The sequence below is a fragment of the Halanaerobium saccharolyticum genome, from assembly GCF_003259895.1.
In the GTDB taxonomy this organism is placed as follows: Bacteria; Bacillota; Halanaerobiia; order Halanaerobiales; family Halanaerobiaceae; genus Halanaerobium; species Halanaerobium saccharolyticum_A.
Genome location: NZ_QLME01000005.1, coordinates 108,693 through 125,077 on the forward strand (window position 1 = coordinate 108,693; position 16,385 = coordinate 125,077).

At 35.1% G+C, this 16,385-nt stretch carries 16 protein-coding genes; all 16 read left to right on the top strand.

Annotation, left to right across the window (positions count from 1 at the left end; translation table 11 throughout):
- Positions 1 to 7: 7 nt before the first annotated feature.
- The 16 genes from C7958_RS05375 (at position 8) to C7958_RS05450 (ending at position 16,374) form a co-directional block, all read left to right on the top strand.
- The gene (locus C7958_RS05375; RefSeq protein ID WP_111571634.1) at positions 8 to 1,291 is read left to right on the top strand and encodes an NfeD family protein; all 1,284 of its coding nucleotides are present in this window, start codon (positions 8 to 10) and stop codon (positions 1,289 to 1,291) included.
- Positions 1,292 to 1,294: 3 nt separating this feature from the next.
- Positions 1,295 to 2,281 (top strand): flotillin-like protein FloA, encoded by a 987-nt coding sequence (floA, locus tag C7958_RS05380; protein ID WP_111571635.1) that lies wholly within the window; start codon positions 1,295 to 1,297, stop codon positions 2,279 to 2,281.
- A 36-nt stretch (positions 2,282 to 2,317) separates the two neighbouring features.
- Positions 2,318 to 2,770 (top strand): hypothetical protein, encoded by a 453-nt coding sequence (locus C7958_RS05385; RefSeq protein WP_111571636.1) that lies wholly within the window; start codon positions 2,318 to 2,320, stop codon positions 2,768 to 2,770.
- A gap of 117 nt (positions 2,771 to 2,887) precedes the next feature.
- The gene (locus C7958_RS05390; protein WP_111571637.1) at positions 2,888 to 3,847 is read left to right on the top strand and encodes a PhoH family protein; all 960 of its coding nucleotides are present in this window, start codon (positions 2,888 to 2,890) and stop codon (positions 3,845 to 3,847) included.
- Positions 3,848 to 3,849: 2 nt separating this feature from the next.
- On the top strand, positions 3,850 to 6,117 hold the full coding sequence (locus tag C7958_RS05395; RefSeq protein ID WP_111571638.1) for an HD family phosphohydrolase: 2,268 nt from the start codon (positions 3,850 to 3,852) through the stop codon (positions 6,115 to 6,117).
- On the top strand, positions 6,110 to 6,541 hold the full coding sequence (ybeY, locus tag C7958_RS05400; protein ID WP_111571639.1) for an rRNA maturation RNase YbeY: 432 nt from the start codon (positions 6,110 to 6,112) through the stop codon (positions 6,539 to 6,541). The genes C7958_RS05395 and ybeY overlap by 8 nt, the downstream gene beginning before the upstream one ends.
- 9 nt (positions 6,542 to 6,550) lie before the next feature.
- A complete protein-coding gene (locus C7958_RS05405; protein WP_111571640.1) occupies positions 6,551 to 7,252 on the top strand; it encodes a diacylglycerol kinase in 702 nt (233 codons plus the stop codon).
- A 29-nt stretch (positions 7,253 to 7,281) separates the two neighbouring features.
- Positions 7,282 to 8,541 carry a hemolysin family protein gene (locus C7958_RS05410; RefSeq protein WP_111571641.1) on the top strand — a complete coding sequence of 420 codons (1,260 nt, stop codon included), beginning with the start codon at positions 7,282 to 7,284 and terminating at the stop codon, positions 8,539 to 8,541.
- An 18-nt stretch (positions 8,542 to 8,559) separates the two neighbouring features.
- Entirely contained in the window at positions 8,560 to 9,654 is a 1,095-nt protein-coding gene (locus C7958_RS05415; protein ID WP_111571642.1) for a DUF3048 domain-containing protein, read from the top strand.
- 52 nt (positions 9,655 to 9,706) lie between these two features.
- On the top strand, positions 9,707 to 10,126 hold the full coding sequence (locus tag C7958_RS05420; RefSeq protein WP_181453810.1) for a cytidine deaminase: 420 nt from the start codon (positions 9,707 to 9,709) through the stop codon (positions 10,124 to 10,126).
- Positions 10,116 to 10,997 (top strand): GTPase Era, encoded by an 882-nt coding sequence (gene era, locus C7958_RS05425; protein ID WP_111571643.1) that lies wholly within the window; start codon positions 10,116 to 10,118, stop codon positions 10,995 to 10,997. Before C7958_RS05420 ends, era begins: the two co-directional genes overlap by 11 nt.
- 83 nt (positions 10,998 to 11,080) lie before the next feature.
- Positions 11,081 to 11,764: a deoxyribose-phosphate aldolase gene (deoC, locus tag C7958_RS05430; RefSeq protein WP_111571644.1), complete on the top strand. Its 684-nt coding sequence runs from the start codon at positions 11,081 to 11,083 to the stop codon at positions 11,762 to 11,764.
- Positions 11,765 to 11,779: 15 nt separating this feature from the next.
- Positions 11,780 to 12,547 carry a DNA repair protein RecO gene (gene recO / locus C7958_RS05435; RefSeq protein WP_111571645.1) on the top strand — a complete coding sequence of 256 codons (768 nt, stop codon included), beginning with the start codon at positions 11,780 to 11,782 and terminating at the stop codon, positions 12,545 to 12,547.
- A gap of 80 nt (positions 12,548 to 12,627) precedes the next feature.
- A complete protein-coding gene (glyQ, locus tag C7958_RS05440) occupies positions 12,628 to 13,476 on the top strand; it encodes a glycine--tRNA ligase subunit alpha (protein ID WP_111571646.1) in 849 nt (282 codons plus the stop codon).
- Between the two features lie 5 nt (positions 13,477 to 13,481).
- Entirely contained in the window at positions 13,482 to 15,545 is a 2,064-nt protein-coding gene (glyS, locus tag C7958_RS05445) for a glycine--tRNA ligase subunit beta (RefSeq protein WP_111571647.1), read from the top strand.
- Positions 15,546 to 15,567: 22 nt separating this feature from the next.
- Positions 15,568 to 16,374, top strand: a complete 807-nt coding sequence (locus C7958_RS05450; protein ID WP_111571648.1) for a pyruvate, water dikinase regulatory protein — start codon at positions 15,568 to 15,570, stop codon at positions 16,372 to 16,374.
- Positions 16,375 to 16,385: the final 11 nt, after the last annotated feature.

Here is a 16,385-nt window from a genome sequence, read left to right on the forward strand (position 1 = left end):
TATAAATATGAAGAGAAAAATTTTAATTTTTTTACTTTTTTTATTGGTTTTTAGTTTTTATAAACCGGGAACTGTTGAGGCAGAAGTTATGCATCTGCAGTTAGATGGTGAAATTAATAATGCAGAATTTGCTTTTATCGACCGTAATTTAATCGAGGCAGAGACAAATGGATACGATTTTGTAATTATAGAGATTAATTCTCTTGGGGGTTATGTTGACCCAGCTTTGAAAATAAGAGACAGCATTTTAGAATCAGAAGTGGAAGTTATTACCTTTGTTAGTGGTAGAGCCTGGTCAGCAGCAGCTTTAATTGCCCTGGCTGGAGAAGAATTATATATTTCTCCTTCGGCCAGCATCGGTGCTGCAGAAACAAGACCTAATGAAGAAAAATATATTTCTGCTTTAAGAACAGAATTTGCTGCTACAGCAGAAAGCAGGAACAAAAATCCGCAAATTGCAGAGGCGATGGTTGATGCTTCCCTGGAGATTGAAGGAATTATTGAAACAGATAGACTGCTAACTTTAACTGCAGCTGAAGCTTTAGAATATCAGATAGCTGATTACAGTGCTTCCTCGCTGGCGGATGTTGCAGCAGCCAGAGATATTAGTCTAAATCAAATAGTTACGATTGAAAAGAGTAATTTAGAAAAAATAATGGGGATTATCAGCAGCCCCTATATAAGTTCCTTAGTTTTGATAATTGCATTTTCAGCGCTAATCTTTGAAGCCCTGACTCCAGGCTTTGCTCTGGGAGGAACAGTTGGTATAATTGCTTTGTCGATTTTTTTTGCCAGTCATATTTTTACCGGTGCAATTGGAACTGGAATTGTGGTACTTTTTATAGTTGGAGTTATTTTAATTCTGGCAGAGGTTTTTGTTATTCCAGGTTTTGGAATTGCTGGAGTTAGTGGAATTACAGCTGTTTTAGTAAGTCTATTTTTTATTTTTCCAAATACCTCGATTGCAATCAATGTCCTGCTGGCAGTTGTTTTAATAACTTTAATGATTGCAGTATTTATGATTAAAAAAGTTGGCAGCAGCCGCTTCTGGAGGCGAATTTCTTTAGAAAGTAATTCTAAAAATTATTTTTCTTCAGCTTCTAAAAAGGATTATTTAAATAGAGAAGCGGAAACAATGTCTAAATTGCGACCTGCAGGAACAATTAGGATTGATGGTAAAAGAGTTGATGCAGTCAGTGAAGGTGGTTTTATAGAAAAGGGTAAAAAAGTTAAAGTTATTTCAGTATCAGGTTCCAGAATTGTTGTTCGAGAAATTTCAGAGGAGGAATAAATAATGGAAATATTTTCAATTTTAATTTTAGTTGCTTTAATATTATTTTTTGTTTTGTTTTTCTATTTCATCCCACTTGGTTTGTGGATTTCGGCAACTGCTGCGGGAGTTAAGGTTGGCTTTTTTAATCTGATTGGAATGCGTTTAAGAAGAGTAGTACCTTCTTCAATTGTAGGACCAATGATTAAATCTCATAAGGCAGGTAAAGGTTTAAGCAGTGATCAGCTGGAAGCACATTATCTGGCTGGAGGAAATGTTGATCGGGTTGTTGATGCCTTAATTGCTGCTCAGAGAGCAGAAATTGATCTAACTTTTGAAAGAGCTGCTGCTATTGATTTAGCAGGTAGAGATGTACTGGAAGCAGTAAAAATGAGCGTTAACCCAAAAGTGATCCAGACTCCGGTTGTTACAGCGGTAGCGATGGATGGTATTCAGGTTATGGCAACTGCCAGGGTCACAGTTAGAGCTAATATTGAGCGTCTGGTAGGTGGAGCTGGAGAAGAAACTGTACTGGCAAGAGTTGGAGAGGGTATTGTTACTACAGTTGGTTCTGCAGAATCACACAAAAAAGTACTGGAAAACCCTGATTCTATTTCCAAAACAGTTTTAGACAAAGGGCTTGACTCTGGTACAGCTTTTGAGATTTTATCCATTGACATTGCGGATGTTGATGTTGGTAAAAATATTGGTGCTCAACTGCAGACTGATCAGGCAGAAGCAGATAAAGAAATTGCTCAGGCTAAGGCTGAAGAACGGAGAGCAATGGCTGTAGCAGAAGAACAGGAAATGAAAGCTAGAGTTCAGGAAATGCGGGCCAAGGTTGTTGAAGCTGAGGCAGAAGTACCACTTGCGATGTCTGAAGCTCTAAAAAAGGGAAATATGGGAGTGATGGATTATATGAAGCTTAAAAATGTAGAATCCGACACTAAAATGAGAACCAGTATTTCTGAAGCTTCAGAAAATGAAAAAGAACAACCGAATGAAAATTAATTTTCTAAAGTCAACCATTTCTGCTGGAGGTGAATCATGGAAGATCTAATTTTTGCACTTCCTACCTTTATTATTTTTTTCGTTATTCTATTTCAGATTTTTTCTCTCTTTAAAAAGGGATTTGATTTTATTGGGAAAAGATTTGATCTGACCATTGAGCAGGCCGGTGAAGAAGAAAAAGTAAAAACCAGTAAAATGAATACTGACTATGATCAGGATGAGGTAAAAAAAAGAATTGCTGAAGCTGAAAGAGAAACTGTAGCTGAAAGTAAAGAAAGAATTTTAAATCAGAATTCAAAATCTGAGGATGAAATAGAAGCGTCCAAAAAGAAGAATAAAGAAAAAACAAAAAAAGGTAATTCAAACCAGAAAAAAAAGAGAAATAAAAATAGTTCTCTGGGAGAAATATTTGCCCAGTATAATGAGGTAGAAAAAGCCGTAATTTATAACGAGATTTTATCTAAACCAAAAGCCCTAAAGAGGGATTAAAACTAAATCTTCTTCAAAACTGCGGCCTCCCTCCGGCTGCAGTTTTTTGGCGAAATTTGTTTAAAGAAATAAATATGATATAATAAATAAGTAAAAGTATTAAGGAGGAGTTATAACTTGAGTCAAAATGAGAGAAAAATTGAGATTAACGATTATCAACTTGCACAAAATTTTTTTGGTCACAATGACCGCAATTTGAAGCTTTTAGAAGATATACTTTCCTTAAAATTGAGCGGTAGAGGTAATCAAATTAAAATTGAGGGTGAGCGTGACCTTGAAGAATCTGAAAAGATAATTAAAAAATTACTTTCTTTAACAGATAAAAAAGAGGAACTGTCACCCAGAAAATTAAAATATGCGGCTGAACTTTTAAAAAGAAATCCGGAGATTAAGTTAAATAGAATTTATGATGAAGTGATATTGGAAAATTATAAAGGCCGAAAAATAAAAGCTAAAACCATGGGCCAGAAACTTTATTTAGAATCAATCAAAAATAGAGATATTGTTTTCTCTATTGGTCCTGCAGGTACAGGTAAAACTTATCTGGCGATGGTTATGGCAGTTAAAAGCCTTTTAAATAATGAAATTAATAGAATTGTTCTAACCAGACCTGCAATTGAAGCGGGAGAAAATTTAGGTTTTTTACCCGGAGATATGCAGGAAAAAGTTGATCCTTATTTGAGACCATTATATGATGCGCTTTATGATATTCTGGGACCGGAGAAGGCTAAATTATATCAGGAAAAAGATATTATTGAGGTGGCACCACTGGCTTATATGAGGGGAAGAACTCTTGATGATTCTTTTGTAATTTTAGATGAGGCACAAAATACTACTTTAGAACAGATGAAAATGTTTTTAACCAGGATTGGATTCAATTCTAAAGCAGTGATTACCGGTGATATAACTCAGATTGATCTACCAAGTAAAAAACGTTCCGGTCTGGCTACAGTTCAGAAAATATTAAAGGGAATTAAAGGAATAGATTTTGTCTATTTAAGCAGACATGATGTTGTCAGACATGACCTGGTTAAAGAGATTATTAAAGCATATGAAAGTTATGAAAGTGGGAGCTAAAAATGAAATTTATGAAAAAATTGAGAGTCAGACTCCGTAACTGGAGAAAAGAATATCTTGATTTTTCAACAAATACTTATAAAGTTATCTGGGCTGTCATTTTCTTTGTTTTGATTGCTCTGATTTTAAGTTTAGATTTGATTCCTAATCAAGTTGATTTAAGAGCAGGTCAGGTAAGTCAAAGTGATATTACTGCTCCCAGAACAATTACTTTTATTGATGAGAGCAGAACTTCTGAGTTGAGGCAGCGGGCTGCAGACACAGCTCCAAGAGTTTATGAAGAAGATAGTACTGTAGAAGAAGAAGTGATAAATAAGGTTAATAATTTATTTGAAGCTGTAAGTGAGAAAAGATCCTTTTTCTACAATAATAAAATCTCTCTGTCAGCAGAGTCTGAACAGGAATCGGAGCAAAATATTCAGGAAACAGAGAATCCTGAAGTTCAGGAGACTGATGGGACTGATAATGTTTTAACAACAGCTGAAATCGAAAACTTTGACCAGGATGAAATTAATGAAATCATAGGTCTGGTGAGGGAAGAAATAGATTTTGAAATTAGCAGTGATAGTTTATCAACTTTAATTACTTTAAATAGTGATGAGTTAACTGAGCTGCAGGAGAGGGCACATAACCTTCTGCAGAATAAATTAGGGAGTAGAATTTTACCTTCCGATCTACCTGAAGCTCGAGAAGAACTTCGCCAGAGTGCAATGGAAATGGATATTTCTCGAAGTAAGAGATTGGTTCTGGCAGAAATAGCTGAAACAGTTATTGCTGCGAATATGTTTTTGAATCAGGAAGCAACTACCAGCAGGAGACAGGAAGCTATTTCTGAAGTTGAAGCTGTAGAACAAACTGTCAGACAGGGCGAGATAATTGTTCGTAAGGGTGATGTCGTTACTGAATCAGATATAGATATTTTAGAAAGACTTGGACTGCAAAAAAGTGGAATTAATTATTATAATATTACAGGTAGAAACTTGATCAGTTTAATTCTTGTTTTACTGCTTGGATTTTATTTTTATAAATATCAGAAGTCAGTCTGGCAGGATAACAGCAAGCTGCTTTTAATTGAACTACTAATTTTAACTGTGGTTTTCTTTGCTAAAATATTAACCCTTTTCCAGAATCCATTTGTTGACTTTATGGTACCCACTGCTATGGCGTCAATACTTTTAACAGTTTTAATTGGCAGTGACACAGCCCTGATTACTACATTATTTATTAGTTTATTAATTGCACCCGTTTATGATATGAATTTCAATATAGTCTTAACCTCTTTTCTGGCTGGTTTAATAGGGATCTTTAGTGTAACTAAAGTTAAGGAGAGAGGAGATATTATAAGGGCTGGTTTAAATGTTAGTTTTATTTTAGTGTTTTTAATTGGCGGTCTTTCTTTAATGCAGCAAAATCAAGATTGGACATATTTAATCTGGTCAATTGGAGGCGGAATCGTTAATGGTCTTTTAGTAGGAGTGCTGGCCAATGGTCTGCTTCCATATCTGGAAGATTTATTTGATATGACAAGTTCTGTAAAGTTATTAGAGCTATCTAACCCCAGTCAACCGATTTTAAAAAGAATGCTGGTTGAAGCCCCGGGGACCTATCACCATAGTGTGATTGTTGGTAATTTGGCTGAAACAGCTGCCGAAGATGTAGGAGCTGATTCATTACTGGCAAGGGCTGCTGCTTATTATCATGATATAGGTAAATTAAAAAGACCTTACTTTTTTTCTGATAATCAGTTTGGAGGCGAAAACCCTCATGATAAGACTTCTCCAAATTTAAGTGCACTCATAATTAAATCACATGTTAAAGATGGGGTAGAAATGGCAGAAGAAAATGGACTGCCCTCAAAAATTATTGATATTATAAAACAGCATCATGGCACAAATCTAATTTCCTATTTTTATCAGCAGGCGCTGCAGAATAATAAACATGATGATATTGAAAAAAAAGATTTTCGCTATGATGGGCCTAAGCCTCAGAGTAGAGAAGCGGCTATTATTATGCTGGCTGACATTACAGAAGCAGCCCTGAGGTCCAAAAATTTCAATAAAAATAATCATGACCGAATTGAAGGCTTTGTTAGAGGTCTGGTTAAAGATAAGTTAATTGAAAATCAGCTTGATCAGTCAAACTTAACTTTAAGTGATTTAGATACAATAGTTAAAAGTTTTGTTAAAGTTTTAACCGGCATTTATCATCAACGAGTAGAATATCCGGAAAAATTGCTGAAAGAAATGAAAGGCGGGAATAATAGTGATTAATGTAGATTTTAATAATCAGCAGAGTGAAGTGGAAATCAGTCAGGAAATGTTTTCACTTCTGGAAAAAGTAGTTGAGACTGCTGCTGAACTTGAAGGATACAGTGGGGGAGAAGTGAGCGTTGCCTTTGTTAGTAATCTCCAGATTAAAGAACTGAACCAAAAATATCGAGAAAAAAATGAAGCAACAGATGTACTTTCTTTTCCCATTGATGAAGAGATGCTTGGTGATATAATAATTTCTGCCCAGAGAGCTGCTGTGCAGGCCGAGGAATATGGACATTCCTTAAAAAGAGAACTTGCTTATTTGACAGTTCACGGGATGCTGCATTTGTTTGGCTATGATCATCACAGCCAGGAAGAAAAAGATGAAATGCGGCAAAAAGAGGAAAGAGTTTTAACTGAACTCGATATCAGCAGAGATTAGGTGTAATCAATGTGGATTTTAAAAACTATAAATAGTTTTAATCATGCAATTGCTGGTTTTATACATGCCATCAGGACTCAAAGAAATATGCAGCTCCATCTTATTGCTGCAATTTTTGTACTTGCTTTTAGTCTTTTCTTTGATTTAAGCAGATTGGAGCTGGGGCTGGTTATTATATCTATATCTCTGGTAATTTTTGCTGAGCTGGTTAATACAGCGGTAGAAGTTATTATTGATATTCTGACTCAAGATTACAGTTTCAAAGCAAGAATTGCTAAAAATATAAGTGCCGCTGCGGTTGTCATTACTGCTGGCAATGCGGTCTTCATTGCTTATCTAATTTTTTTTAATAGGGCACAGGAATTATCATTAAACCTTATTTTTAATATTAGGCATGAGCCTCTGCATTTAATATTTATCAATCTATCATTAATTTTTATTCTGATTATAGCTTTAAAATCAATTTTTAGCAGTGGAACACCACTCAAAGGTGGAATTGTCAGTGGCCATTCTGCCCTGGCAGCCTCCTCTGTGCTTATTATCTGGTTTCTAACAGAAAGTTTAATTGCTTTTTCACTGGCAGTTGTTCTTGCGTTTTTAACAGCACAGAGCAGATTGGAAGCAGGGACCCATTCTTTTAAAGAAATTTTATTGGGGACTATTCTTGGTATAATAATTACATTTATAATTTTTTATTACTTTAGTATCTAATAATTTAGTTGACCGTGGAGGAATCAATAATGTATTTAGAATTGTTTTCATTTTTTATCTTAATATTTTTATCTGCCTTTTTTTCTGGTTCTGAGACAGCTTTTATGTCTGTTAATAGAGTTAAAATCAAAGAAAAGGTTCAAAGAGGAGATGAACATGCTGCAAAAGTTGATAAACTGCTGCAGAATCAGACCAGATTGTTAACCACTATTTTAATTGGTAATAATTTGGTTAATATTGCAGCTTCCTCCATAGCAACAGCTCTATCAATTGAGCTCTTTGGAAGTAAGGGAGTTGGAATCGCAACAGGTGTTGTTACATTATTAATCTTAATTTTTGGAGAAATAACCCCTAAGTCTCTGGGTAATAATAGAGCCTCTGATTATGCTAAGGCTGCTGCCGTGCCTTTATATTATCTAGAAATTATTTTGTCTCCTTTTATCTATCTCTTTACGAAGATTGTTAATCTCTTTGTTAAAGATAAGAGTTTAATTTCTTCAGCTTTTTTAAGTGAAGAAGAAATAAGAAGATTTGTTGATGTAAGTCAGAGAGAGGGAGTAATTAAAGAAACGGAACAGGAAATGATCCAGAGTGTATTTGATTTTGATGATACACTGGTAAAAGAAATTATGGTACCCAGAATTGATATGGTATGTATAGAAAAAAATGCCTCCTTAACTGAATTAATTAAATTGGGAGTCGAAAAAGGGCATTCCAGAATTCCTGTGTTTGAAGAATCTATCGACAATATTATTGGTTTAATTTATATTAAGGATCTTTTAGAATTAATATTAGCCGAAAAAGAAGAGGTTGATATTGAAAAATTTGTTAAACCAATTTATTTTATTCCGGAAGGTAAACCGATTAATCAGCTTTTATCTGAAATGAAGGATAGAAAAGAACATATGGCAATTGTCGTAGATGAATATGGTGGAACTTCGGGTTTAATCACAATTGAAGATTTACTGGAAGAAATTGTTGGAGATATTCAGGATGAGTTTGACCTGGAAAAAAGTTATATTGAAGTTATTGATGATAATAAACTGCTTCTTGATGGTAGAGTAGATATAGAGGAATTAAATAAATATTTAAGGGAACCTTTGGCTGAAAGTGATGATTATGAGACTGTAAGTGGTCTGGTTTTATATTATCTAAATCGCTTGCCGGTTCAGGGAGAAAAGTTAGAACTGGAAGATGTAACATTTGTCATTGAAAGTATTGTAGATAATAGAATTAGAAAAATTAAATTGATAAGTGAAGTAGAATTAAAACTAGAGGAAGAGGAATAATATTGTAGAGGTGAGAAGATGAAGTCGAAGTTATTTAGCCTGCTGATGCTATTGTTGACTGCCTTGTTGATTTTTACAGCCTGTAGTCCTCAATCTGGGGACCAGGTACAGCAGTCAGAGGAAGATGCTGCTCAGCAGGAAGAATTGAGTCAGGAAGATCTGAAAGAAGAAATCCAGAATATTGAAGAAGAATATGAAGCTGAAAGTCCAGAAGAAGACCAGGTCCAGGAAAATAATTATACTGCTGTTTCTCCTTTTACCGGACTACCAATTCCTCAAAATTATTATAAGCGAGCGGTAGCTGTTTCTATTGAAAATTCTCCGGCAGCCAGACCCCAGAGTGGTTTAGGAGAGGCTGAGATAGTTTATGAATTTATGTTAGAAGGTGGGATAACAAGATTTCTGGCAATTTATTGGCCTGAAGTTCCTGAAAAAATAGGTCCAATTAGAAGTGCCAGGCCGGCATTAATCGAAACGGCTCAATCCTATGGGGCTCTATTTTTACATGCTGGAGCCAGTCCGGATGGATTTGAGCTTTTACAGGCAGACAATGTTCTGCATTTAGATCAAATTTATCAGAGCCAATATTTCTGGAGAAGCAGCAAAAGAAGGGCACCACATAACTTATATTCCGGTAAAGAACCACTAAATACTTATTTAACTAATTTATCAGAAAAAGAATATCCGGAACAGTTTAACTTTTTAACAGCTTCTGTAGTCAGTGATTTTGAAGAAGCAGAAAATATTAGTATAGATTATTGGGGTTCATATGAAGTTTTATATGAATATAATAGTTTAGAAAATAGCTATTTAAGATTCTTAAATAGTAAGGATAATCCTCATCAGGTAGAAAGTGGAGACCAATTAAGAGCTAAAAATATTATAGTTCAGCATGTTCAAACTTCTACCAAAGACAGCCAGGATCGGCAGGATATTAATCTTGCTGCAGGTGGTGAGATGCAGTTATTTAGAGATGGAATAGTAATTAAAGGCAGCTGGGAAAACAGTAATGGGGAGATAACATATTTAGATGCTGCTGGTAATAAAATTGAGATTAATCCAGGTCAGACCTGGATTCAGGTAGTTCCTAATGGAACTGAAATTACTTATTAAAAGACTATGTAAATATATATTTATTTTAAAGCAATATTGTGAGGTGTTAGTAATGAAAAAAGAAATTAAAGAAAAAATGTTCAAAAAAGCTTTAGAAGCTCAAAAAAATGCATATGTGCCTTATTCAGACTTTCCTTTAGGAGCAGCAGTCTTAATGGAAGATGGTTCAATATATACTGGTGTAAATATCGAAAATGCATCGTTTGGATTAACAAATTGTGCCGAAAGATCAGCTATTTTTACTGCTGTATCACAGGGTAAAAGAAAAATTGAAGCATTATTAATTGTTAGCTCTACAGAAAAGCCAGTGACTCCCTGTGGACCCTGTCGTCAGGTGATAAGTGAATTTGCTGATGGTGAGATTGAGATAATTATGATGACTGAAGAAGGAAAAGAACTGACAATGACCAACACAGAGCTGCTGCCAGGTGCTTTTAATGATTCTGCAATGGAGAAAAACAATGAGTTATAAATCAGGCTTTGTAACAGTTATTGGCAGACCAAATGTTGGCAAATCAACTCTGGTTAATACTTTGGTTGGAGAAAAAATAAATATCATTTCTCCCAGACCACAGACTACTAGAAACAGTATTAAAGCAATTTATACAGAGGATGATGGACAGATAATTTTTATTGATACACCGGGTATACACCAGCCTCGTAATGAGCTGGATAAATTTATGCAGGATGAAGCATATAATAGTTTAGATGGAATTGATGTAATTATTTTTATTTTAGATGGAAGTACTTACTGGGGTAAAAATGATCAGTTAATCTATGATCAGATAAAAAATAGTGAGCAGGAAATTATCTATGTTATGAATAAAATAGATAAAATTTCAAATAAAGAACTAATAAAAAAGCAGAAAGATTACAGCCAGAAGGTAGGTAAAGAGGTTGTTCCAATTTCAGCTCTAAATAACAAGAATGTGGATAATTTGTTATCTGAAATTCTTTCAAAACTACCTGAAGGTCCTCAGTATTATCCAGAAGATATGATAACAGATCAAATAGAAAGATTTGTTTTTGCAGAAATGATCCGGGAGAAGATTTTTTATCTGACCCGGGAAGAGGTGCCTTATGGGGTAGCTGTTTTAGTTGAAGAAGTTAAAGAGAGAAAAAATGATGATTATTATATCAGGGCCAATATTTATGTAGAAAAAAAATCACATAAAGGGATTATTATTGGTAAAAATGGTAAGATGTTAAAGAAAATTGGGCAGCAGGCCAGGAAAGAAATAGAAGACCTAATGCAGACCAAGGTTTATCTTGATCTCTGGGTTAAAGTCTTAAAGGACTGGCGAGAAAAAGATAATCTGCTTAAAAGAATGGGTTATAAATAAATTTTTGCAGGACTATGACAAACTTTGTAGAATATGAATATTGATAAAGCAAAAATATAAGAATTTAAGGAGTGGTTTTAAAAATGGCGATCAAACCTCGTGATATGGCTAAAATGATTGACCATACAAATCTGAGTCCGACGGCAACTGTGGACGAAATCAAAGAATTATGTGAGGAAGCAAAAGAGCATGAATTTGCATCTGTATGTGTAAATCCTATATATGTTCCCTTATCTGCAAAATTATTGGAAGAAAGTTCAGTTAAGGTCTGCACTGTAGTTGGTTTTCCTCTGGGAGCAAATACTACCGAAGTTAAATCTTATGAAACCAGAAATGCTATCAAAAATGGTGCCCAGGAAATTGATATGGTAATGAATATAGGGGCCTTTAAATCTGGAGCTTATGAGATTTTCAAAGCTGATATTAAAGCTGTAGTAGATGCTACTAAAAAAGCAGGTGTTAGCTCTGATATTATTGTGAAAGTTATTCTGGAGTGCTGTTATCTGGATGAAGAAGAAATTGTTAAGGCCTGTGAGATTGCAAAAGACGCAGGAGTTGATTTTGTTAAAACTTCAACAGGTTTTGGTGATTATGGAGCCAGAGTTGAAGATGTGAGTATTATGCGTAAAACTGTTGGTCGAGATGTTGGGGTTAAGGCTTCAGGTGGAATCAAAAACTTTGAACAGGCTTTAGAAATGCTTGATGCCGGCGCAAACCGAATTGGTGCAAGTTCTGGCGTAACAATCGTAACAGATGATGAAGAATAACGGGAGTTGAATTAAGTGGCAACTTTTGAGACGGAAGCATTAGTCTTAAAGCAATTTGATTTAGGTGAATCAGATCGTCTGATTACTTTATATACCAGAGAAAAAGGTAAATTAAAGGCTGTAGCAAGAGGAGCCCGGAAGGGGAACAAATCTCGTTCCGGTCTTGTTTTGCCCTTTAGTTATCATGATTTCACCTTATATCAGGGAAAATCACTGGCTAAAATAAATCATATCGAATCTATTGCAATGAACACCAAACTAAGAGAAGACCTTGATTATATGGCTTATGCCAGTGTTGTTTCCGAATATGTAGAACGGGCCGGGCTGGAAGATGAAGCTGATCAGGCTCTTTTTTCTCTTTTAGCTGTTATTTTAGAGAAAATGGCTGCGGCTGAAAGGGGAGAGCTTTTATTTTATTTGACTGTTTTCAAGGCGAAGTTACTACTGCTGCTGGGGGTTAAACCAGAAATTGAGAATTGTACAGTTTGTGGAGAAAAAGTTGAGCTTAAAGGCTCAACCCCACTCAGTGTAGAAGAAGGTGGTTCAATCTGCAAAAATTGTTTTAAAGATAGTAATTATAAATATACCCTTTTTTCTTTAAATGAAATGAGAGCCCTTTATAAAATTACTTTCGCCGAAATTTCTAAATTAAAGCCGGAACATTTTTCTCATCAAATTTTAGAGAAAATTAATGAGCTATCAGAAAAATTTCTGATTTATCATCTTGATTTAAAACCTAAATCATTATCATTTCTTTATACAATCAGGAAAATGAATAGTTGATTAAATTTGAGCCTTGTCCTGAAGGATAAGGTTTTATTTTAATGAAAAATATTAAAAAGAGTACGAGAGGAAGTGCATTTATGAATTTCCAGGAAATTATATTTTCGTTGGATAAATTTTGGAGTGAACAGGGATGTGTAATTGAACAACCCTATGATACTGAGGTAGGTGCAGGAACAATGAGTCCTTCCACTTTTTTGCGTTCGCTGGGAAAAGAAGGATGGGATACTGCTTATGTCCAGCCCTGCCGTCGACCTACTGATGGCCGCTATGGTGATAACCCTTATCGTCTGCAGAGATATTTTCAGTATCAAGTAATTATGAAACCATCACCTGATAATATTCAGGAGATTTATTTAGATAGTTTACGAGCCCTGGGTATTGAACCTGAAAAACATGATATTCGTTTTGTAGAAGATAATTGGGAGTCGCCCACTCTTGGAGCCTGGGGTCTGGGCTGGGAAGTCTGGCTTGATGGTATGGAAATTACTCAGTTTACTTATTTTCAGCAGGTTGGTGGTTTTAAAGCCGATCCAGTTACAGTAGAGATCACCTATGGTTTAGAGAGAATAGCTATGTATTTACAGGAAGTTGAAAATGTGTATGATTTAACCTGGGTTGAAGGTGTTAAATATCGAAAAATATATCATCAAAACGAGGTTGAGCAGTCTAAGTATAATTTTGAAGTTGCAGACATCGATCGTTTATTTGATTTATTTGACATTTATGAAGCAGAAGCTGAAAACTCTCTGGCAGCAGAACTACCTTTAGCTGCCTATGATTATACGCTTAAATGTTCACATACATTTAATCTTTTAGATGCCCGGGGAGCAATTAGTGTAACTGAAAGAACAAGATTTATTAAAAGAGTTAGAAAACTGGCTCATGCATGTGCAGCCAGCTATTTAGACTCAGGAGAGCAGGAGTGATAATGATGGCAAAAAATCTAATTTTCGAAATAGGAACTGAAGAAATGCCAGCTGCCTCTATGCAGAGATTTAGAGAAGATTATCTTAAAACAGCAGCGGCAGTCTTTGAAAATAATAATTTAGATTATGGAAATATGAATGTGTATTCTACTCCAAGACGACTTGTGCTTGCAGTTAATGATTTAGCTGAAAAACAGGAAGATCAGCGAGAGATTGTGAGGGGGCCTGCAGTAAATATTGCCTTTGATGACGCTGGAAAGCCTACCAAAGCCGGGGAAGGATTTGCCCGGGGTCAGGGAGTAGAAGTAGGTGAGTTGGTAGAAAAAGATGGATATTTATATGCAGAAAAATTGGAAAAAGGAGAAAAGACAGCCGATATTTTAGCGGAGATTTTAAAGAAGATTGTTGACCAGGTACCTCTGCCTAAGGCAATGCGCTGGGGTAGTGTTAAGATGGAATTTATTCGCCCAATTAAATGGCTTTTAGTTTTATTTGGTTCAGAAAAAATTGAACTTGAAATTGCCGGAGTTAAAAGCTCTAACTATAGTATTGGTCACCGTTTTTTAAGTGAGGGTCAGGTAGAGATAAACAATGTTGAAGATTATTTTTCTGCTTTAGAATCTGCCTCTATCATAGTTAGTCAAGAAAAAAGGAAAGAAATTATTAAAAAAGAAATTAAGGAGCTCGATTTATCAGCTCAGGCAGTAATTAAAGATTCTCTGCTGGCAGAAGTAACAGACTTAATTGAGTTTCCCACTGCTTTTAAAGGAAGCTTTGCTGAGGAATATTTAGAGCTGCCCCCGGAAGTTTTAATAACAGCTATGGAAAAACATCAGCGGTATTTTCCTGTAATGACCGAGGATAATCAACTGCAGCCAGAATTTATCGGTGTGCGTGATGGTGGTCGAGAGCACCTTGACCAGGTTATTTCTGGGAATGAGATGGTTTTAAAAGGAAGACTTGATGACGCCCAGTTTTTCTTTGCTGAAGATCAAAAATATGGGTTTTTAAATAGAAGTCAGGATATTAAAGATATAGTTTTTCAGAAAGATATAGGTAGTGTTTATCAGAAAGTAGAAAAACTACAGGAGATAACTGCTCGACTGGCTGATCTTTTAGGTTATAATCCGGCTAGAAAAGAAATGGCAGTTCGGGCAGCAGAGATCTGTAAAAATGATCTAGCTACAGAAATGGTAAATGAATTTGCCAATCTCCAGGGGTTAATGGGAAAAGAATATGCCCTTATAGAAGGAGAAGACAGGGAAACTGCAGAAGCTATTTTTGAGCATTATTTACCACGTTTTGCTGGAGATGAATTACCAGAAACTAAAAGTGGTACTGTATTATCAATGGCTGAAAAATTATTCAATTTAAGCAGTCATTTTCTGCTGGGTAATATTCCAAGTGGTTCTCAGGATCCCTTTGCCTTAAGAAGACAGGCCACCGGTCTGCTGAGAATTATTCTGGATAATAATTTAGTAATCAATATTGAAGATGTGATTAAATTTTCAATGAGGATAGTTGCCATTAATCCAGATAATCTTAATTCGGCAGCTTCTGATTTAAAAGCATTTATTAAACAGAGACTGGAAAATTTACTTGCAGAAGAAAATGTAAGGTATGATATTATCAATGCGGTAATAAATATTAAGGATCAAAACCTGCTTGATCTTTATCAGAGAGCTCATAAATTAATGGACTTTAGGTCTGAAAACCCCAGTTTATTTGTTGATTTAATTCGGGGCTTAGTCAGAGCGAAAAATCTTGGCGAAAAGGCTGAAAATAAATTCGAAATTGAAGCAGGATTATTGGTTGAAGTTGAAGAAAAAGAACTATATAAAGAGTTTAATCAGCGAGAATCTGAAATCAAAGAGTTTTTTGCTTCCAGTCAGTATCAAAAAGGGTTTTACCTGCTGGTAGAATTAAAGCAATATATTGATGCTTTCTTAGATAATGTAATGGTGATGGTTGACGACAGTGAACTTAAAAATAATCGTCTGGCTTTATTAACCCGTATTGCAGAATTAATGTCAGAGGTAATGGATATTGAAGAAATAGCTCTAGACTAATAATTAAAACGGGGTGAATATTATGAATGAAAAAAATGTTGTTGCCTTTGCAGTTTCAGACTCAACTGGTAAAACTGCCAAGCATTTAATGGAGTCAGCTGTGGGACAATTTCCGGAGCATGAGATTAAAATAAAGACATTCTCCTTTGTGCGCTCTCTTGATAGGGTTGACGAAATAATGAAAAAGGCTAAAGAAGAAAATGCAATTATTGCTTATACTTTTGTTAAAAATGAGATGAGAGATTATTTAAATCAGGCAGCAGAAAAAAATAATTTAGAATATATAGATATGATGAAAAAACCTTTAGCTATGGTTGCTGGTAGATTGAATGTAGAACCCAGAGAGGAATTTGCTCTAAAATATAAATTAGATGAAGAATATTTTAAGAGAATTGAGGCAATGGAATTTACTCTTAAATTTGATGACTTAAATGAATCAAAAGGAATTGCGGAAGCAGATATAGTTCTGGTAGGAGTCTCAAGAACTTCAAAGACTCCACTTTCTGTTCACCTCTCATATTTAGGTTATAAAACTGCCAATGTGCCGCTTGTACCCGAGGTGGAAGTACATCCTTCAGTTTTAAAAGATAACGCTGAGAAAGTGGTTGGTTTAACCATAGACCCAGAGATGTTAAATGATATTCGGATCGAAAGACTAAAAAAAATGGGACTTGGTGATGATGCAACCTATGCGGCAAAAGAAAGAATTAAGGAAGAATTTGAATATGCCGATTCAATAATGGAAAAAATCGGCTGTCCTATAATCGATGTTACAGATAAAACTATAGAAGAAACTGCTGTAGAGGTACTGTCATACTTCAATGATTAGGAGCTGATATT